The 22,458-nt window shown below is 73.1% G+C and carries 18 protein-coding genes and 1 pseudogene; 8 read left to right on the forward strand and 11 right to left on the reverse strand.

What is annotated here, in order from left to right; genetic code table 11:
• The first annotated feature begins 12 nt into the window (after positions 1 to 12).
• Positions 13 to 417: a DUF742 domain-containing protein gene (locus Q0994_RS23775; protein ID WP_299538189.1), complete on the forward strand. Its 405-nt coding sequence runs from the start codon at positions 13 to 15 to the stop codon at positions 415 to 417.
• Positions 418 to 476: 59 nt separating this feature from the next.
• Here Q0994_RS23775 and Q0994_RS23780 read toward each other — a convergent pair whose 3' ends face one another.
• The gene (locus Q0994_RS23780; protein ID WP_299538121.1) at positions 477 to 971 is read right to left on the reverse strand and encodes a MarR family winged helix-turn-helix transcriptional regulator; all 495 of its coding nucleotides are present in this window, start codon (positions 969 to 971) and stop codon (positions 477 to 479) included.
• 221 nt (positions 972 to 1,192) lie between these two features.
• On the opposite strand from Q0994_RS23780, the gene Q0994_RS23785 reads away from it, so the two are divergent.
• On the forward strand, positions 1,193 to 3,331 hold the full coding sequence (locus Q0994_RS23785) for an MMPL family transporter (RefSeq protein WP_299538122.1): 2,139 nt from the start codon (positions 1,193 to 1,195) through the stop codon (positions 3,329 to 3,331).
• A 49-nt stretch (positions 3,332 to 3,380) separates the two neighbouring features.
• Here Q0994_RS23785 and Q0994_RS23790 read toward each other — a convergent pair whose 3' ends face one another.
• On the reverse strand, positions 3,381 to 3,923 hold the full coding sequence (locus Q0994_RS23790) for a GNAT family N-acetyltransferase (protein WP_299538123.1): 543 nt from the start codon (positions 3,921 to 3,923) through the stop codon (positions 3,381 to 3,383).
• A gap of 320 nt (positions 3,924 to 4,243) precedes the next feature.
• On the opposite strand from Q0994_RS23790, the gene Q0994_RS23795 reads away from it, so the two are divergent.
• A complete protein-coding gene (locus Q0994_RS23795) occupies positions 4,244 to 4,915 on the forward strand; it encodes an ATP/GTP-binding protein (RefSeq protein ID WP_299538125.1) in 672 nt (223 codons plus the stop codon).
• Positions 4,916 to 5,250: 335 nt separating this feature from the next.
• On the opposite strand, the gene Q0994_RS23800 is transcribed toward Q0994_RS23795, so the two are convergent.
• Positions 5,251 to 5,679, reverse strand: coding sequence for a PPOX class F420-dependent oxidoreductase (locus Q0994_RS23800; protein WP_299538126.1), 429 nt, complete (start codon positions 5,677 to 5,679; stop codon positions 5,251 to 5,253).
• 140 nt (positions 5,680 to 5,819) lie between these two features.
• On the opposite strand from Q0994_RS23800, the gene Q0994_RS23805 reads away from it, so the two are divergent.
• The 3 genes and pseudogenes from Q0994_RS23805 to Q0994_RS23815 all read left to right on the forward strand — a co-directional run bounded on the left by Q0994_RS23805 (position 5,820) and on the right by Q0994_RS23815 (position 7,965).
• Positions 5,820 to 6,236: a roadblock/LC7 domain-containing protein gene (locus Q0994_RS23805; RefSeq protein WP_299538128.1), complete on the forward strand. Its 417-nt coding sequence runs from the start codon at positions 5,820 to 5,822 to the stop codon at positions 6,234 to 6,236.
• Between the two features lie 150 nt (positions 6,237 to 6,386).
• Positions 6,387 to 7,235 (forward strand): annotated as a pseudogene (locus Q0994_RS23810) (DUF6397 family protein); the annotation flags it as partial.
• Positions 7,236 to 7,476: 241 nt separating this feature from the next.
• A complete protein-coding gene (locus Q0994_RS23815; protein ID WP_299538130.1) occupies positions 7,477 to 7,965 on the forward strand; it encodes a GNAT family N-acetyltransferase in 489 nt (162 codons plus the stop codon).
• A gap of 764 nt (positions 7,966 to 8,729) precedes the next feature.
• Here Q0994_RS23815 and Q0994_RS23820 read toward each other — a convergent pair.
• Positions 8,730 to 11,021, reverse strand: a complete 2,292-nt coding sequence (locus tag Q0994_RS23820; protein ID WP_299538132.1) for a SpoIIE family protein phosphatase — start codon at positions 11,019 to 11,021, stop codon at positions 8,730 to 8,732.
• A 316-nt stretch (positions 11,022 to 11,337) separates the two neighbouring features.
• Between Q0994_RS23820 and Q0994_RS23825 the strand changes: the two genes are divergently transcribed.
• The gene (locus Q0994_RS23825) at positions 11,338 to 12,396 is read left to right on the forward strand and encodes an enoyl-CoA hydratase/isomerase family protein (protein ID WP_299538133.1); all 1,059 of its coding nucleotides are present in this window, start codon (positions 11,338 to 11,340) and stop codon (positions 12,394 to 12,396) included.
• Between the two features lie 172 nt (positions 12,397 to 12,568).
• On the opposite strand, the gene Q0994_RS23830 is transcribed toward Q0994_RS23825, so the two are convergent.
• From Q0994_RS23830 to Q0994_RS23860, 7 genes are all read right to left on the reverse strand, one after another.
• Positions 12,569 to 14,047, reverse strand: coding sequence for a rhamnulokinase family protein (locus Q0994_RS23830; RefSeq protein ID WP_299538135.1), 1,479 nt, complete (start codon positions 14,045 to 14,047; stop codon positions 12,569 to 12,571).
• Positions 14,048 to 14,277: 230 nt separating this feature from the next.
• A complete protein-coding gene (locus Q0994_RS23835) occupies positions 14,278 to 16,323 on the reverse strand; it encodes a bifunctional aldolase/short-chain dehydrogenase (RefSeq protein WP_299538137.1) in 2,046 nt (681 codons plus the stop codon).
• Between the two features lie 124 nt (positions 16,324 to 16,447).
• Positions 16,448 to 17,614 carry an L-rhamnose isomerase gene (gene rhaI / locus Q0994_RS23840; protein ID WP_299538139.1) on the reverse strand — a complete coding sequence of 389 codons (1,167 nt, stop codon included), beginning with the start codon at positions 17,612 to 17,614 and terminating at the stop codon, positions 16,448 to 16,450.
• Between the two features lie 372 nt (positions 17,615 to 17,986).
• On the reverse strand, positions 17,987 to 18,220 hold the full coding sequence (locus Q0994_RS23845; protein ID WP_299538141.1) for a hypothetical protein: 234 nt from the start codon (positions 18,218 to 18,220) through the stop codon (positions 17,987 to 17,989).
• 298 nt (positions 18,221 to 18,518) lie between these two features.
• Entirely contained in the window at positions 18,519 to 18,956 is a 438-nt protein-coding gene (locus tag Q0994_RS23850) for a hypothetical protein (RefSeq protein ID WP_299538142.1), read from the reverse strand.
• Between the two features lie 263 nt (positions 18,957 to 19,219).
• Positions 19,220 to 20,590 (reverse strand): FAD-binding oxidoreductase, encoded by a 1,371-nt coding sequence (locus Q0994_RS23855; protein WP_299538144.1) that lies wholly within the window; start codon positions 20,588 to 20,590, stop codon positions 19,220 to 19,222.
• Positions 20,591 to 20,972: 382 nt separating this feature from the next.
• On the reverse strand, positions 20,973 to 21,485 hold the full coding sequence (locus Q0994_RS23860) for an SRPBCC family protein (RefSeq protein ID WP_299538145.1): 513 nt from the start codon (positions 21,483 to 21,485) through the stop codon (positions 20,973 to 20,975).
• A gap of 421 nt (positions 21,486 to 21,906) precedes the next feature.
• Between Q0994_RS23860 and Q0994_RS23865 the strand changes: the two genes are divergently transcribed.
• Positions 21,907 to 22,458 carry a glycoside hydrolase family 25 protein gene (locus Q0994_RS23865; protein ID WP_299538147.1) on the forward strand — a complete coding sequence of 184 codons (552 nt, stop codon included), beginning with the start codon at positions 21,907 to 21,909 and terminating at the stop codon, positions 22,456 to 22,458.

Raw genomic sequence — 22,458 nt, forward strand, 5'->3', positions numbered from 1 at the left:
CGCGACCGGGACATGGGCCACGGCGCCGACGCGCTGAGGGGCAGTCAGTGGTACGACGCCGACGCGGGCCCCCTGGTGCGCCCCTACGCGGTGACCGGTGGCCGCACCCAGCCGGCCGCGAGCGGGGTCGTCTTCGACCTCATCGCGCTGATCGACGCGGCCGACGACGGCCCCGGGAGCGCCGACGCCTCGCTGCTGGGGCCGGAGCACCGGGCGCTGCTCGCCCTGTGCCGCGAGGAGACCCAGTCGGTGGCGGAGCTGGCGGCCGACGCCGACCTGCCGGTCGGCGTGGTCCGGGTGCTCCTCGGCGACCTGCTCGACGCCGGCCGGGTCCGGGTGAGCCGTCCGGTGGAGCCGACCAGGCTTCCGGACGAGCGCATCCTCCGTGAGGTGATCAACGGCCTGCGCGCCCTGTAGGCCGGCCCGCCTCCGCGGCCACCGGCGTCCCGCTCCGGGACGCCGGTGGCCGCGTCGCGTCAGCGTCGCAACTGGGTGAGCTCGTCGTTCATGGCCTCCAGGAACCGGACGACGACCCGGAGTTCCCCGGCGTCGAACTGGCGCCGGGCCGCGTCGGTGCTCGCCGCCAGCGGCTGGAAGAAGTCGCGCGCCACGGCCTTGGCCGCGGGCGCGTAGTGCAGATGCACCACCCTGCGGTCGCCCCCGTCGCGCACCCGCCGGATGTGCCCCGCCCGTTCCAGCCGGTCGAGGCACGCGGTGACCGCCCCGGACGTCAGGTTGAGCTGCTCCCGCAGCCGCCCCGGCGTCATGGCGGCGCCCGGCTCCCCGTGGTCGGCGTCGAGCACCGCGATCAGCGCCTGGACGTCCGTCGGATGGAGTTCGTGCGCGTGGGCGAACTCGTGCGCGATGCGGTTGAACTCGCTGTTCATGCGGCGCAGCAGCACGGCGAACGTCTGGAGCCCGGTGGGGTCGTCGAAGGCGTCCGCGCCCGGGCCCTGATCAGTGCTGCTCATGCCACCAGGGTAATGTCTCTCGATGATTGAGATAATGAATCGTCGAGAGAGTTTGGGGAAGGTGTGTCGCACGGCGCCCCGCGCACCGTGTCGGCGACGCTGTCCTGCCCCGTCGTTCCCCCCTCATGCCCGCATCCGAACCCACCGTCCGGGCGGTATCCGTCACGGAGCCCACCGCCCGCTCCCGCGCACCAGCCGCATCCGTCGAATCTGGGGAAGCAATGAAGTCCGCACCACGACACCGCCTCGTCCGGTGGCTCGTGCCCGCCGTCCTGCTCGTCGTCTGGCTGGGGATCGGAGGCGCCTTCGGTCCGTACGCCGGCAAACTCGGCGAGGTCTCCACCAACGACCAGTCCGCGTTCCTCCCGCGCAGCGCCGAGTCCACCCGGGTCACCGAGGAACAGAAGGACTTCCAGAAGTCCACCACGCTGCCCGCCATCGTCGTCTGGACGAGTGACTCCGGCGCGGACGACACGCTCCCCGGGGACACCGCCGCCGCCGCGACCCGCGCCCTCGCCGGACTCGCCGGCGAACCCGGCGTGGCGGGCACCCCCTCCCCGGCACTGCCCTCCGAGGACGACCGGGCCCTCCAGGGCGTGGTCCAGCTCGACTCCGACCTCGGGGACGCGCTGCCCGACACCCTCGAACGCGTACGCGACGCGGCGCGCGGCGTCCCCGGAACCACGGTCGGCATCGCCGGTCCCGCCGCCTCCCAGGCCGACCTCAAGGACGCCTTCGGCGGCATCGACGGACTTCTCCTCGGCGTCGCGCTCATCGCCGTCCTGGTGATCCTGCTGCTGGTCTACCGCAGCCTGCTGCTGCCGTTCCTCATCATCATCAGCGCCGTCCTCGCGCTCGGTCTGGCCTGCGCCGTCGTCTACGTACTCGCCGACCACGACGTGGTGCGCGTCGACGGGCAGGTCCAGGGCATCCTCTCGATCCTGGTGATCGGCGCCGCCACCGACTACGCCCTGCTGCTGACCGCACGGTTCCGCGAGGAACTCGGGCAGGGGAACGACCGGGCCGCCGCAGCCCTGGCCGCGCTGCGCCGCTCGTTCGGCGCGATCACCGCCAGCGCCGCGACCGTCGCCCTGGGCCTGCTCGCCCTGCTGCTCAGCGACCTCACCAACAACCGGGCGCTCGGCCCCGTCGGTGCCATCGGCATCGTCTGCGCGGTGCTCTCCACCCTGACCTTCCTCCCCGCCGTCCTCGTGCTCACCGGGCGCGCCGCCTACTGGCCAGCCAAGCCCCGGCCCGCCGACGCCGAGACCGGTGGCCACGGTGTCTGGCGACGGGTGGCGTCCCTCGTCGGGCGGTCCCCGCGCAAGGTCTGGGCCGTCACCCTCGTCGTGCTCATCGCCTGCGCCGCCTTCGCCCCCACCCTGAAGTCCGACGGCGTGCCGCTGGACGAGACGTTCGTCAACGACGCCCCGTCCGTGTCCGCGCAGGCCACCCTCAGCGAGCACTTCCCCGGCGGCTCCGGCAACCCGGCCGTCGTCATCGCCCGTGCCGACCGGGCCGGCGAGGTCGTCGCGGCGGCCCGTGCCACCGACGGCGTGGCCTCCGCCGCCACCGTCTCCGCGTCCGGCCGCCCCGGCGGCGGCGAGCCCCTGGTGGTCGACGGCCGGGTACGCGTCGACGCCACGCTGGAGGCCGCCGCCGACAGCGACGCCGCCAAGTCGACCGTCGAACGGCTGCGCACCTCGGTGCACGCGGTGCCCGGCGCCGAGGCGCTCGTCGGCGGCTACACGGCGCAGCAGGTCGACACCCGCGACACCGCCGAGCACGACCGCAAGGTGATCGTGCCGGTCGTCCTCGTGATCATCCTGCTCATCCTCATGGCGCTGCTGCGCGCGGTCCTGCTGCCCGTCCTGCTCGTCGCGACCGTCGGCCTCAACTACCTGGCGACGCTGGGCGTCGCGTCCCTCGTCTTCACGCACGCCTTCGGCTTCAGCGGAACCGACGCCTCGGTCCCGCTGTACGGATTCGTCTTCCTGGTGGCGCTCGGAGTGGACTACAACATCTTCCTGATGTCCCGGGTCCGCGAGGAGTCCCTGCTGCACGGCACCCGCGAGGGAGTGCTGCGCGGTCTCATCACCACCGGCGGAGTCATCACCTCCGCCGGTGTGGTGCTCGCCGCGACCTTCGCGGCGCTCATCGTGATCCCGCTGGCCTTCCTGGCCCAGATCGCGTTCATCGTCGCGTTCGGCGTGCTGCTGGACACCCTTGTGGTGCGCTCGCTGCTCGTCCCGGCGCTCACCCTGGACATCGGCGCCACCTCGTGGTGGCCCCATCGCGCTCTGATGCGGGCGGGCCGGCCGGACCGGGCCGACCAGTCGGCGGCGACCGCCGCGAAGTGATCGTCCCCGGACCCCGCCGCGCGCTCGTGCGGCGGGGATCCGGCCTCCGTCAGGGACCCGGCCGGCCGGGCCGTGTTCCGCGCCCCTGGAGGGTCGGGTAGCGCGGGGGAGCGAATCCCGGCGAGGTGTACAGGCCGGCGCCCTCCTCCGTCGCGTTGAGGTCGACCGCGGTCACCGGCGTCTCCTCCTCGAACCACCTCAGCAGCGCCTCCACGCACCGTCGGGCGTGGCCGAGGCGCCGGAACCGGGCGTCGGTACTCACGTTCGACAGGTGGCCGTGCAGCCCACCGGCGTCGGCGGGGCCCGGCAGGTGGGCGTCGCAGGTGCCCACGGCGCACGCGACGACGCCGGGTCCAGGGTCGTCCGCGACGAAGGCGGCGACCCGGTCACCGGGCAGCCGCCGCGCGAACCACCGCGCCGCCGCCTCCCGCCAGGGGGCGTCGGGACCTCCGGTGTCGACGCCCATCGCCTCCAGCATCGACGCGCGCAACCGGACCAGCGCGGGGATGTCGGCGGTGGTCGCCCTGCGCACCGGCACCGCCGTGCCGGGACCGGTGGACGGTGACGTACCCGTCCGCGGCGACGTGCTCATGGGCGACTCCCGCTGGCGCTCGACGGGCCGGCGGTGTGCCCGCCTTCCCACCGGGGCGGGCGAGGATAGCGTCCACCGCTCAAATGTCTCGACCGAGATGCCGGTATCCGCTCGGTCCGTGATCCCGACCGTGCACGGAGCGACGGGTGTCTGCTCATAACGGTCACATACTGATCAGTGCCCCCGTGGTGCGTCGCTCCCTCGTCATGCTGGTCCGACCGACTCCGGGAAGCGTTTCCGGACGTTGTTGGAACGAGCCCGACGAGATGTCACCGACCGGCCCGGACATCTTGGGACTCCACCGGTGGGAGAAGTGATCGATGGCCTCCGAGCACGTGGACGACGTACTGGCGGACGACGTACTGCGGGACGATGTCGGGGCGCCCGCCGGCACCGAGGTGGGCGGGGGCGGCGAGGACAGCGGCCCGCTGGCTCTGAAGATCCTGGTAGCGGGGGGCTTCGGGGTGGGGAAGACCACCCTGGTGGGAGCGGTGAGCGAGATCCGGCCACTGCGGACCGAGGAACTGCTCAGCGAGGCGGGGCAGTCGGTGGACGACACGGGCGGGGTCGAGCGGAAGACCACGACCACCGTCGCGATGGACTTCGGCCGCATCACCATCCGGTCGGGCCTCTCGCTCTACCTCTTCGGCACACCGGGTCAGGACCGCTTCTGGTTCCTCTGGGACGAGTTGGCCCAGGGTGCGCTGGGAGCCGTGGTGCTGGCCGACACCCGGCGGCTGGAGGACTGTTTTCCGGCCGTCGACTACTTCGAGCACCGGCGCATCCCCTTCGTGGTCGCCGTGAACCGCTTCCCCGGCACGCGCGACTACGGTCCCAAGGACGTCTCGCGCGCCCTGGACCTCGATCCCGGCACCCCCGTGGTGCTCTGCGACGCGCGGGACAAGGACAGCGGCAAGGAGGTTCTGATCAGGATGGTCGAGCACGCCGGACGCATGCACACCGCACGGCTCCTGGACTCCGTGGGCGGCTGACCGACCGGCCAACGGCGCGGGACGAGCCGTGCCGGTCCGGCGGTCCGCGGCGCCGATACCGAGCGGCGGTGGGCAGAGGCGGTGCGCAGCCGGATTCCGGACGCGGCCCGGTGTGCCAGCGGTCCGGGCCGCTCAGGGACTGCCGCCGGTCACCCGACCGACCGCCAGACGACCGGTGACACGTTGCATGGGCGCGGACGCGAGCCGGAAGAGCCCCCGGGGACGCGGCTCCACCGACGCGGCGCTGAAGCGTCGGCCGGCGGGTACCGGCTCGGGCGGAGGGTATCGGAGGGCGGCGACAGCCGTCGGAGGGCAGGCGGCGGAAGGAGCGAGCGTCAGTCCGCCACGTCGGCCATCGCGAGCACCTTGTCGATCCTCACGCGTACCAGCAGTTCACCGGGGACGGCGTTGCGCCGGCCGAACTCCTGCGCCGCCTCCGCTCCCATGTAGCGCGCCGCGATGCGCGTCGCCCACTCCCGCAAGGCCTCGGGTTCCTCACTCAGTTCCGCCTGTCCTTGCACCACGACGAACGCGAACGGCGGCCGGTCGTCGTCCACGCACAGGGCGACCCTGCCGTCACGTGCGAGGTTCCGGCCCTTCACGCTCTCCTTGCCGGTGTTGAACACCAGGTCCGGCCCGTCGAGCAGGAACCACACGGGTGCCACGTGCGGTGCTCCGTCGGCCTTGACCGTGGAGAGCTTGCCGGTCCGCGTGCCCCGGGAGAGGAAGGCGCGCCATTCCTCGTCGGTCATGTGATGTGCCATGGGCCCATCCTGACGCCCCGGCACGCGGATGGCGTGAAGCGACGCCCCGGGGTCACCGGAACCGCTTGCCCGCGCGGGGGCGGTACGCAAGGCTAGCGGGACGGGGGACACGGGGAACGCATCACGGGGAGGACGAGCACATGGCGCTGGACCGGGGACTCGACTGGCTTCTTGACGACCTCACCCACAGGGTGGAGCACATACGGCACGCGCTGGTGCTGTCCAACGACGGCTTGGTGACAGGAGCCAGTACCGGCCTCGTTCGGGAGGACGCGGAGCACCTGGCGGCGGTCTCGTCGGGCCTGCACAGCCTGGCCCGCGGTTCCGGCCGCCACTTCAAGGCGGGCAAGGCCCGGCAGACGATGGTCGAGTTCGACGAAGCCTTGCTCTTCGTGACCGCCGCGGGCGACGGAAGCTGCCTGTGCGTGCTGACCGAGGCCGAAGCCGACGTGGGCCACGTCGCCTACGAGATGACCCTGCTGGTCAACCGCGTCGGCGAGCACCTGGGGGTCGCCGCACGCCAGGCCGGCGCCGAGAACCTCCACCACCCCTTCTGACCTCGGTCGGCGTCCCCGTCTGCCTGACTTCCGCCGGGGAGTGGCACCGGTGACGTTGTCCACAGGTGGTTGTCCACAGGCTCCGCGGGACAGGCCCCCTCGCGTTACGGTGATCACGGAGAGTGAGTGATCGTCACGAGGGAGGTCGTCATGACGGATCGGCGGAGCGGCGCGCAGGGGCGGGGCCACGGCGGGCGCGAGGACGGGGGTCGGATCAGTGCGGTCGAGGCTGCCCGCCGGCTGGGGCTCCGACGGGACGAGTTCGAGATCGGTGTCCATCTGGGACTGATTCCTGTCATCCGGGGGCGGGGCGGCGCGGATCCGGGCATGGACCGGCATGTCGTGGAGCGCCTCCGTGCAGGGACGCAAGTGGCCCCGATGGCCGCGGTGTGCCTGGTCGGCGCGGGCGCGCCGGGCCGGCCGGACGCGCCGGGAGCGCCGGAGGCGCCGGGGCGGCCGGATCCTCCGGGCCGGCTGGAGCCGGCGGGCTCATGGTGGCTCCGGCGGCGCGTCCGGACCCTGGGCACGGTGGAGGGTGCGGAGTTGCTCGGGGTCGCCCCCGGGCGGTTCGCCCGCCTGGCGCGCGCCGGTCGCTTCGTGCCGGTCGGCCTTGCCCTGGATCGCTTCGGCGCGGCCCACTGGCGCTACCTCGCCGATGAGTTGACGCGCGTCGCGGACCACGAGCCGGCGCTCCTGCGCGGTGCGCTTCCCCCCGTAGCGTGGGCGGCCCCGGCCGAGGACGTCGACCTGCGGGCGCGCCGCTGGCGCGAGCAGCGGATCGACCGCCGCCTCGCCCTGACGACGGACCCGTGGGTCCGGGCCGCCATTGTGGCGACGGCACTGGACGACGCGCTGATCGCTTCGGTGGCCGAGGACGTGACGATGCCGGCACGACTCCGTCCGCTGCGACCTGCGCCGATCTTCCCGGGCGGAGTGAACGCCCGGACGAGATCCGCGCCCGACCGGTACGCCCGCGCCGACCGGGGCGACGAAATCCGACGGAGGACGGCCGAGTTGAGGGACGAGCTGACCCGCGCCCGCGAAGTCCGCTGCGGACCCGGCGACTTCGGGCCCTCCGAGCCGCCTCCCGAGTCGTCGAGGCGCGGGTGCCGGAAGGCGGCCGCCCGCCGCCCCACCACCGTGCGCCCGTCACCACCGGCCCCGGAGGCGCCGGTGGGGACGAGGCGGACGGCCCGGAAACGGGATGCGCCGGAGCGGACCGTTCCGTCATGCTGCCGCCATGTTGATCCGAGAAGCCACCACGGAGGACTGGCCCGCCATCTGGCCGTTCTTCCACGACATCGTCGCAGCGGGCGAGACGTTCACCTACCCCCTCCAACTCGGCCACGACGACGCGCGGGACTGGTGGATTCTCGCTCCGCCCCAGCGCACGGTGGTCGCCGTGGACGAGGACGGCACCGTGCTGGGCACCGCGAAGATGAACCGGAACCACATGGGCAACGGCTCGCACATCGCGGGCGGGAGCTACATGGTCGACCCGGCCCACGCCGGTCGCGGAGTGGGCCGGGCCCTGTGCTCGTACTCGCTGGACTGGGCGCGGGACGCCGGCTTCCGCGCCATGCAGTTCAACGCGGTGGTCGAGACGAACGAACGCGCCGTACGGCTGTACCAGTCCCTCGGCTTCGAGATCCTGGGCACACTCCCGGAGGGGTTCCGTCACCCGAGCCACGGATTCGTGGGCCTGCACATCATGCACCGCAGGCTGTGACCGCACGGACCGACGCCCGGTACGGAGGATGCGAACCGAGTGCTCCGGAAGGAAGGGATACCGCACGGCCCTCGTAGACCCGGCCGACCGGAGTCATCCCGGACCGGCGGCGACGCCGAAACGACCGGCCACCGTTCGTCGAGCTGGAGCGGCGGGTTCGGATCGGCGTCGTCGTCCCTGAAGTCCTTCATGCCCTGCCACAAGGAGCGGGTGCGGTGCACGGTGACTCCCCTGACCTCGGCCAGTACCTCCGAGCGCTCACCGGAGCCGACCGTCGAGGGCACGCACGGACTCGTCCCGCAGGGCCCCACTCCGCCTCGTGACGTGTCGCGGCGAGGAGCGCGCGGGCCGGCGCGTGCGCGCCCCGGTGAGCGGCGGCCACGGCGTCGGCGGCGCGTGCCTCCGGCGCGTCGACCACCACCGCGTGGTCCGGCGGCAGCCCGACTCCCGTCGCCTCCAGGTGTCGGACCGTGCGCCCTGTCTTGCCGCACACGCGTCTGCCCCCCTTCACGAACCCCCGAGTGCCTTCATGATCGGTTCCGTCCCACGGTGTCGACGGGCCGGCCGCGGATTCGTGTCCGTGACGCCGCCATGATGTGACCGCTGAGCCATCAAAGCCCTGCTCGGCAGCCCTGGTGCGAGCACCTGACCGATGCCGGGCAACGGTGCGCGGTCCTCCGTGATCCGGGATCAGGTGTCCGTGCCGGTGTCGCGGGGAGCGGCCCGGTGTCATGTGGCGGGGGTCGTGCACGTCGGCGCACCCGTCAGGAATCGGGTTCGGGACGCCTGACCACCGTGGTCCGGTCGGTGTCGGGGGTCGGCACGTCACCGGTGCGGGAAGCGGAGCCACCCGGAGCGCGCGCGGTGGCACCGCCGGCCGCCCCGGCAGCCGTCGTGTCCGGGGCAGCCGCGGCGTCGGGGCGGAGAACCGCGACGGCGTCGGGCGCGGGGGGCGGGGCGGAGGGCGGCGGAGGCGGGCCGATCTCGCACCAGACCGCCTTGCCCTCGCCGCGCGGCTCGATGCCCCAGCGCGTCGTCACGGCGTCGAGCAGCAGCAGGCCGCGGCCCGAGGTCGAGGTCTCGCCCGGGGTGCGGCGGCGCGGCCAGACGCTGGAGCGGTCCTGCACCGAGAGCCGCACCCGGCGGGTCGGTTCCGGCAGCACCTCCAGCGTGAGGACCGCCCCGCCCTCCGTGTGCAGCAGCACGTTGACGAGGAGTTCACCGGTCACCAGCTCCGCGTCGTCGGCCAGGTCCCCCATGCCCCAGTCGTTCAGCGCCTGCCGCACGAGGGCGCGTGCGTCGGACAGCCCTTCCGGATCGGCCTGGTGGATGTACTGGTGCAGACGGGGCGCTCGCGGGGAACCCGTGTCCGGCCGCCGACGCAGGACCAGCAGGGCCACGTCGTCACCCGATCCCCACCGTTCCCACAGCCGCTCCGACAGATGGTCCGCCAGCGCCTCGGCGTCCGGCGGCCCGGCCGCGATCTCCTGCGCGAGGGCGGCCACACCCGTGTCGAGGTCGGCTCCCGGCTCCTCCACCAGACCGTCCGTGTAGAGCACCAGGGTCTCGCCGGGCACGAGGTCCAGCCGGGTCTCCGGGAACTCCTCGTTCCCGAGGGCGGTCGAGATGCCCAGCGGCAGCCCGCCCCGCACGTGCGGGCTGCCGACCCGGCCGTCGCTGTGCCGGATCATCGGTCCGAAGTGTCCGGCCCGCGCCGCTCGCACGGCTCCGGAAGCGAGGTCCACCTGCAGATAGGTGCAGGTGGCGAACCGGTCGGTGTCGAGTTCGGCCAGGAACCGGGAGGCGCGTGCCATGACCGTCGCCGGCGGGTGCCCCTCCGCGGCGTAGGCCCGCAGCGCGATGCGCAACTGGCCCATGATGGCGGCCGCGTGCGCGTCGTGGCCCTGGACGTCACCGACGACGAGTCCGTACCGCTGGTTGGGCAGGCTGATGACGTCGTACCAGTCCCCGCCGATCTGCCGGCCGCTCCACGCCGCGTGGTAGCGCACCGCGATGTCGCCGCCCTCGACGTCCTGGATGCTGCGGGGGAGCATGGCTGCCTGCAGGTCGGTGGCGAACTGCCGCTCCTCGTCGAAGAGCATCGCCCGCTGCAACGACTGCGCGACGATGGCCGCGAGACCGAGGCACAGGATGCGCTCGTCCGCGTTGAACACCACGGGGTTGCGGTAGAAGAGGGCGAATCCGCCGAGCGGCCTCGCCTGGGCGACCAGCGGAAGGTAGGCCGCCGAGCTGAACTTCAGGCGGCCGGAGAACGCTCGCAGCGCCGGGTAGCGGCGGAAGAGGTCCGCGGACGAGTTGATGAACCGGGGCCGGCCGCTGCGGATGGCGTCGGTGAGCGGCAGCTCCCGGTTCAGGCCGCCGCTGCCGAGGCCTGCCAGGCTCTCCGGCGTGTCCTCGCTGACCGCGACCATGCGGATGTCGGAGTTCTCCACCAGACCGAGTGCCAGGCCGTCCGCGCCGATCCGCGCCAGTCCTCCGGTCCCCGTCAGGGAGGCCGTCACGTCGTCGACCGTCACGGCCCGCGACAGCGCGGCCGTCGTGCGCTCCACGATGTTCGTCTGGCGCTGGCGGCGCTTTTCCAGCTCCAGTACGAAGGCCGAGTGCGTGACCTCCGCGGTGGCGTCCCGTACCACCCCCACGATCCGGTGCGCCCGCCCGTCCTGCGTGCGCAGGATGTGCGCCTGGGCATGCGTCCACTGGGACGTCCCGTCGGGGAGCGGCACCTGGAAGTACGCGCTGTAGGAGTTGCCGCCTCCGGTGATGGCCTCCTCGACCGCGATGTCCAGGCGGGCCTTCTCCGCCGGATCGAGCAGGTCCGCCAGCGCGCCGGGCCGGGCCGTGAACGTCGAGGGGTCCACGCCGAACACCAGCAGGCCCGCCTCGTCGATCTCGAAGGTTTCGGCGTCCAGGTCCCAGTCGAAGCTGCCGGTACGGTTCATCGCGAGGCGTTCGGACGTGCCGATGCCGCCGTCCTGGGTCACGCCGACACGGACGACCGGCCGTGCGCTATCCGCTCGTTCTGCGGACTCGGTCATGGCTGCTCCGGAAGTCGGCCGGGGGCCGCTGGGCGCCGCGTCCCACACCCCATTGTCGAGCGGGCTCCGGAGGTGTGCCACAGCGGGCGGCGGCGGCCGGGCAGGGCCGGGAGCTCCGGGGGAAGGGCCCCGGCTCCCGCCTGCCCCGGCCCACGGCGCAGAATGGATCCGCGAAGATCACCGCAGCCGCAGCCGCAGCCGCAGCCGCAGCCGCAGCCGCAGCCGCAGAGGTGCCCATCCGCCCGCAACCGTCGCAGCCCGTCATCGGCCGCCCCGCGCGCCCGCTGCCGGGTCCCGATCCGATCGGAGCCCCCGCATGAACGCAGAAGACGCCGTCCTGGTGCGCCTGGAGGGCCGGGCTCTGCACCTGACTCTGAACCGCCCGCGGGTGCTCAACGCGCTGGACCACGCCATGGTCCGGCGCCTGGACGAGGCGCTCGCCGAGGCGGCCACGGACCCGGCGGTGTCGACGGTGATCATCGCGGGTGCGGGGGAGCGGGGCCTGTGCGCGGGCGGCGACATCCGCACCCTGCACGACGACGCGCGGGCCGGCGGGCGCGCCTCGCTGGACTTCTGGCGCGACGAGTACCGGCTGAACGCCCGCATCCACCGCTTCGGCAAGCCTTACGTGGCTCTCATGGACGGCATCGTGATGGGCGGCGGCGTCGGGGTCTCCGGCCACGGAAGCGTGCGGATCGTCACCGAGCGTTCCCGGGTGGCCATGCCCGAGACCGGGATCGGGTTCGTCCCCGACGTCGGAGGCACGCGCCTCCTCGCCCTGGCGCCGGGAGAACTGGGCACCCACCTGGCTCTCACCGGCACCCCGGTCGGTGCGGCCGACGCGATCCTCTGCGGCCTCGCGGACCACCACGTGCCCTCGGACCGTCTGCCGGCCCTCGTGACCGCCCTGGCCGGCTGCGTCACGCCCGAGGATGTGACGCGGACGGTCCGCGCGCACGCCGGGGAACCCGCTGCCGGAATCCTCGGCGGCCGGCGTGTCTGGATCGACCGCTGTTACGCGGCCGCAAGCGTCGAGGAGATCATCGACAGGCTCGGCGAGACGGGTGAGCCGGAGGCCAAGGAGACCGCCGAGGCACTGCTGGCCCTGTCGCCGACGGCCCTCAAGGTCACCCTGGAAGCCGTGCGCCGGGCCCGCCGTACGGCCAGTCTGGAGGAGGCGCTCGACCAGGAGTACCGCGTCTCGGCGCATGCCTTCGCCCATCCCGATTTCGTCGAGGGTGTCCGGGCCCGCATCGTCGACAAGGACGGAGACCCGCGCTGGTCCCCGCACCGCCTCGCCGATGTCACCACCACCGATGTCGAAGGCTTCTTCGCCCCGCTGGGAGCCGGTGAACTGGGCCTCGCGCGCCGGTGACCGGTCGTCCGGGGCCGCACCCCGCGCCGTCGAGGCCCGGAGGCCGCGAGCTGTTGCGCCCGAGCCCCGGGGCCGGAACCCTGCGCACAGCCGAGACCCGGAGCCGCGACCCGTTGCAGCCGCGGGACCGGCGGTGACGCGGTACGGAGCGGGTGGCGTGGACGGGCCGGTGTCAGCCGAGCCCCAGCCGCGCCTCCGCCCGGTCCCACGACGCCCGGTCGCCGGACGGGCGGTAGTGGCGCAGCTCCTGGGTCCGGGCGACGAGCCGCCGCATGTCCGGGAGGTCGCCCACCAGGCCGTGTGCGCGGGCCTGGAGCAGAATGTTGCCGAGTGCCGTCGCCTCGGCCGGCCCCGCGGTGACCGGCAGGCCGGTGGCGTCCGCGGTCCACTGGCACAGCAGCTCGTTGCGGGAACCGCCCCCGACCAGATGGACGCGGGTCAGTTCCCGTCCGGCGAGTTCCGCCGCCTGCCGGAGCGTACGCCGGTGAGCCAGTGCCAGGCTCTCCAGCACGCAGCGCACATGGCCGCCCGGCCCGTCCGCTGCCGGCTGCCCGGTGCGGGCCAGGTAGTCGTCGATCCGGGAGGGCATGGAGCCGGGGGCGAGGAAGGACGGGTCGTCCGGGTCGATCACCGCGGCGAACGGCCGTGCCCCGGACGCCTCCTTGAGGAGATCCGCGAGCCCGGGCGCCGCCCCGTCCCGGCCCCACTCCCGGCGGCACTCCTCCAGCAGCCACATCCCCATGATGTTGCGCAGGTAGCGCACGGTGCCGTCGACGCCGCGCTCGTTGGTGAAGTTAGCCGCCCTCGACGCCTCGGTGAGCACCGGCGCGTCCAGCTCCAGCCCCGCGAGCGACCACGTCCCGCAGGAGACGTAGGCGAAGTCCGGCCCGGTGGCGGGCACCGCCGCCACCGCCGACGCGGTGTCGTGCGAGGCGACGGTCGTCACCGGGGTCCGCGCGGGCAGCCCGGTGTACTCGGCCACGTGCGGCAGCAGGGTGCCCGCCGGATCGCCCGGGGAGCGCAGCGGCGGGAACAGCGACCGATCGAGACCGAGCCGTTCGATCAAGGCGTCCGACCAGGTGCCGGTCCGCGCGTCGAACAGCCCGGTCGTCGACGCGTTGGTGACCTCCGCCCCCACCGAACCGGTCAGCCAGTGCATCAGCAGGTCCGGCATGAGCAGCAGCGTCCGGGCGGCCCGCCACTGCACGTCCGAGCGGTGCGCCGCCAGCTGGAACACGGTGTTGAACGGCAGGTGCTGGAGGCCGCTGACCGCGTACAGCTCCCGCGCCCCGCAGCGGGCGAGGACCTTCGCCGACGCCGCCGCGTTGCGGTTGTCCCGGTAGTGGAACGGGTTGCCCAGCAGCGTGCCGCCCGCGTCGAGCAGCCCGTAGTCCACCGCCCAGGTGTCGATGCCGATCGAGACCACCGGGCCGCCGCGCCCCGCCGCTCGCAGTCCGTCCACCATTCCCTGGTAGAGCGCCAGTACGTCCCAGCGCAGTCCGTCGGGCAACCGCACCGGAGTGTTGGCGAAACGGTGCACCTCCGTCAGCGCCAGTTCGTCCCGGCCGACGCGGCCGGTGATGACGCGACCGCTCGTCGCACCCAGGTCCACGGCGGCGAAGACGCCGTTCTGGGGTGATGTGAAAGTCATGGGATTGTCCGTTCCGATCCGCGGAAGCCCTCACCGGTCCGCCCGGTCCCGCCGCCCTGCCCGTCCCGCCCGCCCCTGCCCGTCCCGCCCGTCCTGCCCGGCGCGCAGAGCCGCGTACCACCTCCGGCTCCACGACCGGAAAGCGTGTGTACGGGGCGTGTGTACGGGTCCCGCGCGCCGGGCGGCGCGCTCGGGTCGTGGCGGTGCCGCCCCGCCCGGCGCTGCTGTGGTCAGCGCAGGAAGGCCGCCGCCACACCCGCGTCGACGGGAATGTGCAGGCCGGTGGTGTGCGTCAGGTCGCCGCCGGTCAGCGCGAAGACCGCGCCGGCCACGTGCTCGGGCAGCACTTCGCGCTTGAGGATGGTCCGCTGGGCGTAGAACTCGCCGAGCTTCTCCTCCTCGATGCCGTACGTCGCCGCGCGCTGGGCGCCCCAGCCGGCGGCGAAGATGCCCGAACCGCGCACCACTCCGTCCGGGTTGACGCCGTTGACCCGGATGCCGTGCTCGCCCAGCTCCGCCGCGAGCAGCCGCACCTGGTGTGCCTGATCGGCCTTGGTCGCCGAGTACGCGATGTTGTTGGGCCCGGCGAACACCGCGTTCTTCGAGACGACGTAGACGATGTCGCCGCCGAGCTTCTGCGCGGTCATCACCCGGGCGGCCTCGCGGGACACCAGGAACGAGCCGCGCGCCATGATGTCGTGCTGGAGGTCCCAGTCGCGCGCGGTGGTCTCCAGCAGCGGCTTGGAGACGGAGATGCCCGCGTTGTTGACCACCAGGTCCACGCCGCCGAAGGCGAGCACCGCCGCCTTGAAGGCGTCGGCGATCTGCTCCTCGTCGGTCACGTCCACGGTGACGGCGACGGCCTTGTCGGGGCCGCCCAGATCCTCGGCGACGCGCACGGCGTTCTCGGCGTCGAGGTCCGCGACGACGACGCAGGCCCCCTCGGCCGCCAACCGCTCCGCCACGGCCTTGCCGATGCCGGAACCGGCGCCGGTGACCAGCGCGACGCGCGTGGCGAGCGCCTTGGGCTTCGGCATCCGCCGCAGCTTGGCCTCCTCGAGTTCCCAGTACTCGATGCGGAACTTCTCCGACTCCTCGATCGGTGCGTACGTCGAGACGGCCTCCGCGCCCCGCATCACGTTGATCGCGTTCAGGTAGAACTCGCCGGCGACCCGCGCGGTCTGCTTGTCCTTGCCGAAGGAGAACATCCCGACACCGGGCACCAGCACGATCGCCGGGTCCGCGCCGCGCATGGCGGGGGAGTCCGCCGTGGCGTGGCGTTCGTAGTAGGCGCGGTACTCCTCGCGGTAGGCGGCGTGCAGCTCCCCGAGGCGCGCGACCGCCTCGTCGAGCGGCGCGTCGGCGGGCAGGTCCAGCACCAGCGGGCTGACCTTGGTCCGCAGGAAGTGGTCCGGGCAGGACGTGCCGAGGGCGGCGAGCCGGGGGTGCTCGGATCGGGACAGGAAGTCCAGCACCGGTTCGGCGTCGGTGAAGTGGCCCACCTGCGGGCGGTCCGTCGAGGCGAGGCCGCGGACGACGGGTGCGAGCGCGGCGGCCCGTTCCCGCCGCAGGCGCTCCGGGAGCGCCTCACGCCCCGCCAGCACCGGCCCGAACGGCTCGGCCTCGCCGTGCTCCTCCAGGTACGTCTCGGCCGTGCGGATCATCCACAGGGCGTTGCGCTCGCACTCCTCGGAGGTCTCGCCCCACGCGGTGATGCCGTGACCGCCGAGGACGACGCCGACCGCCTGCGGGTTGGCCGCCTTCACCGCGGCGATGTCGAGGCCCAGTTGGAACCCCGGCCGGCGCCAGCGGACCCAGGCCACCTTGTCGCCGAAGCATGCGGCGGTCAGCTTCTCCCCGTCGGCCGCACAGGCCAGCGCGATCCCGGAGTCCGGGTGCAGGTGGTCCACGTGGGCCGCATCGACCAGGGCGTGCATCGCCGTGTCGATGGACGGCGCCGCACCGCCCTTTCCGTGCAGGCAGTAGTCGAACGCCGCGACCATCTCGTCCTCGCGCTCGACCCCCGGGTACACCTCCTTCAGGGCGCGTACCCGGTCCAGCCGGAGGACGGCGAGACCGGCCTCGGTGAGCGTGCCGAGGTCGCCGCCGGACCCCTTCACCCAGAGCAGTTCCGTCTCGCTCCCGGTGACCGGGTCGGTCCGCGACGCCTTGGCCGAGGCGTTGCCCCCGGCGTAGTTGGTGTTGCGCGGGTCGGAGCCGATCCGGTGGGCGCGCTCCAGGAGCGCGGCGACCTCGGCGTGCGTCTCGGACGTCATCAGGGTTCCTTCGTCATCGTGGACCGGGCGGGTGCGGGCCCGGGGGAGTGCGGGGGAAGCGGTGGCGGGGCGACGGGCGCGCCGCCGGAGCGCCGGTGGGCCGTGCCGTCGTCGGGCGCGGAGCTCAGGCGCCCCAGCCGGCCTGATCGCCGCCGACACGGGCGGCGGCGATCAGGTCCTGGTTGCCCGAGGCGAGGTAGGCGGCGAACGGGTCGCGCGCCAGGCCGAGTTCTTCCCGGACCTCCGCGAGCAGCGGACGCACGTCGGTGTTGAACGCGTCCATCAGCACGCCGTTCGACGCGAGGACGTCCCCGGACCGCTGAGCCGCCGCAAGGGCGTCGGAGTCGATGAGGAGCGCCTTGGCCGTGGCCTCCTGGACGTTGGTCACGGACCGGATGACGGCCGGGATCTTCGCCTCGATGTTGTGGCACTGGTCGAGCATGAAGTTGACGTTGGCCGCCGCCTCCAGCCCGCCGTTCTTGACCACCTCGTGCATGATCCGGAAAAGCTGGAACGGGTCGGCGGCACCCGCCATGAGGTCGTCGTCCGCGTAGAAGCGGGAGTTGAAGTCGAACGCCCCGAGCTTCCCCTCCCGCAGCAGGAAGGCGACGACGAACTCGATGTTGGTGCCCGGGGCATGGTGCCCGGTGTCCACGACGACCTGCGCCTTGGGGCCGAGCTTGAGGCAGTGCGCGTACGCCGTGCCCCAGTCCGGTACGTCCGTCGAGTAGAAGGCGGGCTCGAACAGTTTGTACTCCAGCAGCATCCGCTGGTCTTGGCCGAGGCGTCCGTACACCTCGGACAGGGACTCGGCGAGCCGGTCCTGACGGCCCGAGATGTCGTCCTGACCGGGGTAGTTGGTGCCGTCGGAGAACCACAGTTTGAGGTCCGGGGAGCCCGTCGCGTCCATCACGTCCACGCATGCGAGCAGATGGTCCGTGGCCTTGCGGCGGACCTTCGGGTCGGGGTGGGTGACCGAGCCGAGCTTGAAGTCGTCGTCCTGGAAGACGTTGGAGTTGATCGCTCCGATCCGCAGGCCCAGGTCCTCGGCGTGGCGTCCGAGGGCGCCGTAGTCGTCCACCTCGTCCCAGGGGATGTGCAGCGACACCTTGGGCGCCACCCCGGTGTAGGCGTTCACCTGCGCGGCGTCCGCCAGCTTCTCGTACGGGTCGCGCGGCACCCCGGGCTGGGCGAAGACCTTGAACCTGGTCCCGGAGTTCCCGTATCCCCAGGACGGGGTCTCGATCACCTGGGATTTGAGAGCCGCCTTGACGGCCGACACATCAGACATGAACACCTCGTTGACAGAGTCGCCCTGCGACCGGGTGAAGAGTGGATGTGAATCGTTTCATCCGCTGGCTAGGCTAGGTTTACCGCATCCTGTTCGTCAACAAGGGCGGCAAAAATGATCGCCTGTTGAATCAATTCATCCGGAGAGGCGGGGGCCGCGACGCGGGCGTCGCGGCCATCGGTCGCCCGGCGCCGCGCCCGCCCACGGAGCCTGCGCGCAGAGCTCCGCCGGGGCGCCGGCCAGGACCCGCCCGAGTGGTCTGCCCGGTCGCCGCGTCCGACCACCCGCCCGGTCGCCGCGTCGGCTCCGTCGTCGGGCCGTCGACGGTGCACGTCTGCGCCGGGGAGCGCGGAACGCGGCGACCGGACGCGGTCAGCCGCCGGACCGGCCGGTGAGGCTCGGGCGAAGCGCGCGCACCAGGGCGAAGAACCGCGCCTCGTTCCCCGCCAGTCCCGCTTCGTCGAGGGCGGAGTCGGCCTCGCGCATCGGGGCGTTGAGCAGGAGCAGATGCGGCGGTCGCCCGTCGGCGGGATCCGAGAGCACGGCGCGGCTGGCTTCGAGCAGACGGACGTACGCCTGGGCGGCGGCCCGTTCGTCGTCGTTCATCAGGGCGTCTCCTGGTCAGAGGTGTCGGACCATCAAGCATCCAACACGGGTCTGACAATGACGGGCGATCGACCGCGCCGCCCCGGAGTGAATCCGGCCGTCCGGCGGCACACGGTACGGAATCCGAGGGCTCCGGAACCGGTCCGGCCACGCGAGCCGCGAACACGGCGAAGCCTTGAGGGACCGGGTGGCGAAATCCCGCGAAACACCCCGCACCCCGCACCCTGCCCCGGCCGCCCGGCACCCCACGCCCCGCCGCTGTCGCTGTCGGCCCATCCCGCAACTCCGCACCCCCGCCTTACCGGCCCGCACCGGGGCCCCGCGTGGGCACCTCCACCTCCAGGAAACGGCGGCGGCGCTCACCGCGATACATCAGCACGGTCCAGCCCAGCGACCGCAGCGTGTCCGCGCAACCGCCGAGCGCGCTCTCCTCGCCGGTGGCGGCGCCGCTGCCGGGCGGTCCCAGCCACTCCACCCGTACGGTGCCCGTCGCGACGTCCCCGCTCACGGCATACCCGAGGCGGACCCGTCGTCCCTCGGCGTCGGTGGCGGACGGGGGCGCACCCGAGGCCTCCAGCGCCAGGGCGACGGCACGGGCGGGCCTGGCCAGCTCCCAGGCCGCGGGCATCCGTTCCGGTTCGGTCGCGCCGGAATGGCTCAGCCGACGAATCTGCATCAGCCCTTCGAACGCCGTCCGGACCGACACACGCCGTGCCTCGGCGGTGTGTCCCCACACCGCGTCACCTCCGCCGCTTCCCGCCCCCGTTCTCTCACTCACCGGCTCGTTGCCCGTCGCGGGCTCGAACACCTCGCCGTCCCCACCGCCCACCGCACGCACCCCTTCGCACCAGCCGGCCGGAGCGCCGCGCGCCCCGGAACGGCACCTCGGCGAACCCGCAGGCGATCCGACCCGTCGCCGCTGCCGGTCGACCGCGCTCACCCGGCTCCAGTGTGCCGCCCGCCACCGACAACGCCGTACGGTGAAGCGGTCCGCCCGGGTCAGGCCGGACCCAGCACCTTGCCGGGGTTGAGGATCCCGTGCGGATCCAGCGCCGCCTTCACCGCGCGATGCATCGCCAGCACCGCCGGACCGAGTTCCCTCTCCATGCCCCGCATCTTCAGCAGTCCGACGCCGTGTTCACCGGTGACCGTGCCGCCGAGCGCGATCGCGTCGTCGAGGATGTCCTCGAAGGCGAGCTGCGCCCGGGCGCGCGCCCGCTCGTCGCCCGGCGGCGTGATGATCAGCGGGTGCAGGTTCCCGTCGCCCGCGTGGGCGATGTTGGCCACCAGGATGTCGTGGCGCGCCGCGGTGGCCTCGATCCGGGCCAGCATCTCGGGGACCGCCGTACGCGGCACGCAGACGTCCTCCGTCAGCACCGGCCCCAGGCGTTCGAGCGCCGGATACGCCAGCCGCCGTGCCTGGAAGAGCGCGTCCGCCTCGACCTGGTCGGTCGAGACCGCCGCCCAGGTCGCGCCCGCCCGTTCGAAGCACTCGCGCACCCGCTCGGCCTCCGCGTCCCCTTCCGCGCCGGGGCTGTCGACCCGGCCGAGGAGCACCACGTCCGCGTCCGCGGACAGGCCCATCTTCTTCCACGCGTCCACCGCCTCCAGGCAGTGCCGGTCGACGAGTTCGAGGGCGGACGGCACGACGCCCGACGCCGTCACGGCGCTGACCGCTTCTCCGGCGGACACCACCGAGGAGAAGTACCCGGCGACGGTGCGTTCCTGCGGGCGGGCGGGGCGCAGCCGCACCGTGATCTCGGTGATCACGCCCAACGTGCCCTCCGAGCCGACCAGCAGCCCGGCGAGGTCGTAGCCGGCGACCCCCTTGGCGGTGCTGCGCCAGAGCCGGACCACCTCGCCCAGGCCGTTGACCGCCTCCAGGCCGAGCACATAGTCCCGGGTCACGCCGTACTTGACGCAGCACATGCCGCCCGCGTTCGTCGCGACGTTGCCGCCGATCGTGGACCACGGTGAACTCGCCGGATCCGGCGGATACCAGAGCCCCTGTTCGGCGCAGGCGGCGCGCAGGTCGTCGTTGACCACGCCCGGCTGCACCACGGCCAGGCGCTCGGCCGCGTCGATCCGCAGGATCCGGTTCATCTCCTCGAAGGACAGGACGATCGCGCCGTCCACCGCGTTGGCCCCGCCGGAGAGACCCGTTCCGGCGCCCCGGGGAACCAGGGGGATGCCCTGCTCGACGCAGTGCCGCACGACGGCGCGCACCTCGTCGGTGTCCCTCGGCCGCACCACGGCCAGCGGCGTGCCGTACGGCGCCCACTCGGCCTCGTCGTGCTGGTACCGGGTCAGCCCGGCGGGATCGGTGAGAACCCGCTCGGCCGGGATGCCGGGGATCGTTGCGTTCGCCACGTCGGTGGCCACCTCCTATATCAATGCATTCACCACCTATCATCGCGCGCGCCTCCCGTGCACTTTCGTCGCCTCCCCCGGAAGCCCGGAAGGGATACCGGTGGGCGGGCCGCCCGCGCCGTCCGGACCCCCGGCGGCGCGCCCGGCGTCGGAAACCCGGTCGGCGGAGTCCCCATGGCTCGTGGTGATCTTGCTGCGCGGCGCGTCAGGGTGAGAGATCCTCGACGGCGCCGTGCGCCCGGATCGGTCACGGCCCGCACCGGCGCGCCGCCCGCCGGGCGAGCCCCGCACCCGTCGCGCCGCGCCCCACGCGCCGCACTGCGATCGCGCACCGCTCCGACACGTAGCCGTGCGCGGTGCCGCGCTCCTGCGTGCCGCGGCCCTACGCGCCGCGCTCCGACTCCAGCACGGCCTTCAGCCGTTCCAGCGTGCGCCGGATGTTCCCCCGCTGGAACCGCGCGAACGTCTGGCCCCGGGTGGCGACCCGGTCGAAGGCGTTGGCCAGTGGGTCGGGCCACGCCCGCCGGTCGTCGGTCCAGGTCTCGGTGACCAGTGTCGCGCCGTCCCCCGTCGCCTCGAAGCGGTACTCCCACGTGGCTATGGGCCCCCGCAGCAGCGGGCGGCGAAGGCCGATCGCGTGGACCCGGAAGGCGAAGCGCTCCCCGGGCTCGGCCGCCGTCACGGTGCACTTCGTCGTCCAACGCAGCGGCCCCCGCTTGTTGCGGCCGTCGAAGACCATCCCCACATGGGCGGCGCTCCGTTCGCCGCGCACCGTGGCGCCCCGGTTCTCCGGACTCCATCTGCCCATCTCCGTGGGGTCGCTGACGCGCGCGTACACGGTCGCGGGGCTTGCTCCGACGACGATGCTGTCCGATACGGACGTGGTTCGGGGCACGGCGGGACTCCTCGTCCATCGACCAATGAACCTGGCTGTACCGGATGCGCGAGCAGCGGTCCGGAGCCACACCCTACTCGCGGGTAGCCCGTTCGCGTCGAGCCGTCGAGCCGTCGAGCCGTCGAGCCGTCGAGCCGTCGAGCCGTCGAGCCGTCGTCCGCTCCATGGCGGCGTCCCGTGCGACGGATGTCCGTACACGCCGCGCGAGCAGGGCGGGCCGGGGCGGGGAGGTGCGCCCGGCGCGCGAACGGCGCGATCTGCGCCCTCCGTTCACCCACAGGGACGCTTTCCGTGTCGGGTGAAACGATTCTTCTCCCGGCCCGCCCATGGTCGGCCGGACGCGCGGGCACGCAGAAGCCGCCGGTCCGGCCACGGTCGCCGGTACCCGGCCATGTTCCGCATCACGAGAAGAGGGCCAGCCATGCTGCGTGGGATCGACGTCAGCGCCTACCAGCCCGAATTCGACACGGACGGCGTGGACTTCGTCTTCGTCAAGGCCACCGAGGGCCGTTCCTACGTGAACCCCCATCTGGGCTCCCAGGTGAAACGGGCCCGCGACGCGGACTGCGTCGTCGGCTTCTACCACTTCCTCTGGCCGGGGAACGTCACGGAACAGGTCCGCCACTTTCTCGGCAAGGCGCCGGAGAAGGCCGGGGACGTGCTGGCGGTCGACTGGGAGGAGACCGGCGACGGCACCCGCGCGAGCACGTCCGACAAGGACCGGTTCCTCCGCGAGGTCAAACGCCAGAGACCCGGACAGCGGGTCCTGCTCTACTGCGGTCGCGCCTTCTGGCGCACCCACGACACCTCGTCGTACGCGGGCGACGGACTGTGGATCGCCGACTACGTCGCCGCGGGCGAACCGCGCATCGAGGCCGCCTGGCGTTTCCACCAGTACACCGACGATCCGCTCGACACCAATGTCGCCGACTTCCGCTCCCGCGACGAGCTCCGCGCCTGGGCCGGGGGGTGA

The organism is uncultured Streptomyces sp. (assembly GCF_947488945.1).
In the GTDB taxonomy this organism is placed as follows: Bacteria; Actinomycetota; Actinomycetes; order Streptomycetales; family Streptomycetaceae; genus Streptomyces.

Bases quoted from the DNA above. Each gene is read 5' to 3' on its own strand.
- Q0994_RS23820 (WP_299538132.1), bottom strand. From the start codon at position 11,021: ATGACCGAGTCCGCAGAACGAGCGGATAGCGCACGGCCGGTCGTCCGT.
- Q0994_RS23805 (WP_299538128.1), top strand. From the start codon at position 5,820: ATGGCGCTGGACCGGGGACTCGACTGGCTTCTTGACGACCTCACCCAC.
- rhaI (WP_299538139.1), bottom strand. From the start codon at position 17,614: ATGTCTGATGTGTCGGCCGTCAAGGCGGCTCTCAAATCCCAGGTGATC.
- Q0994_RS23780 (WP_299538121.1), bottom strand. From the start codon at position 971: ATGAGCAGCACTGATCAGGGCCCGGGCGCGGACGCCTTCGACGACCCC.
- Q0994_RS23815 (WP_299538130.1), top strand. From the start codon at position 7,477: ATGTTGATCCGAGAAGCCACCACGGAGGACTGGCCCGCCATCTGGCCG.
- Q0994_RS23790 (WP_299538123.1), bottom strand. From the start codon at position 3,923: ATGAGCACGTCGCCGCGGACGGGTACGTCACCGTCCACCGGTCCCGGC.
- Q0994_RS23845 (WP_299538141.1), bottom strand. From the start codon at position 18,220: ATGAACGACGACGAACGGGCCGCCGCCCAGGCGTACGTCCGTCTGCTC.
- Q0994_RS23865 (WP_299538147.1), top strand. From the start codon at position 21,907: ATGCTGCGTGGGATCGACGTCAGCGCCTACCAGCCCGAATTCGACACG.
- Q0994_RS23800 (WP_299538126.1), bottom strand. From the start codon at position 5,679: ATGGCACATCACATGACCGACGAGGAATGGCGCGCCTTCCTCTCCCGG.
- Q0994_RS23825 (WP_299538133.1), top strand. From the start codon at position 11,338: ATGAACGCAGAAGACGCCGTCCTGGTGCGCCTGGAGGGCCGGGCTCTG.
- Q0994_RS23835 (WP_299538137.1), bottom strand. From the start codon at position 16,323: ATGACGTCCGAGACGCACGCCGAGGTCGCCGCGCTCCTGGAGCGCGCC.
- Q0994_RS23795 (WP_299538125.1), top strand. From the start codon at position 4,244: ATGGCCTCCGAGCACGTGGACGACGTACTGGCGGACGACGTACTGCGG.
- Q0994_RS23775 (WP_299538189.1), top strand. From the start codon at position 13: ATGGGCCACGGCGCCGACGCGCTGAGGGGCAGTCAGTGGTACGACGCC.
- Q0994_RS23830 (WP_299538135.1), bottom strand. From the start codon at position 14,047: ATGACTTTCACATCACCCCAGAACGGCGTCTTCGCCGCCGTGGACCTG.
- Q0994_RS23785 (WP_299538122.1), top strand. From the start codon at position 1,193: ATGAAGTCCGCACCACGACACCGCCTCGTCCGGTGGCTCGTGCCCGCC.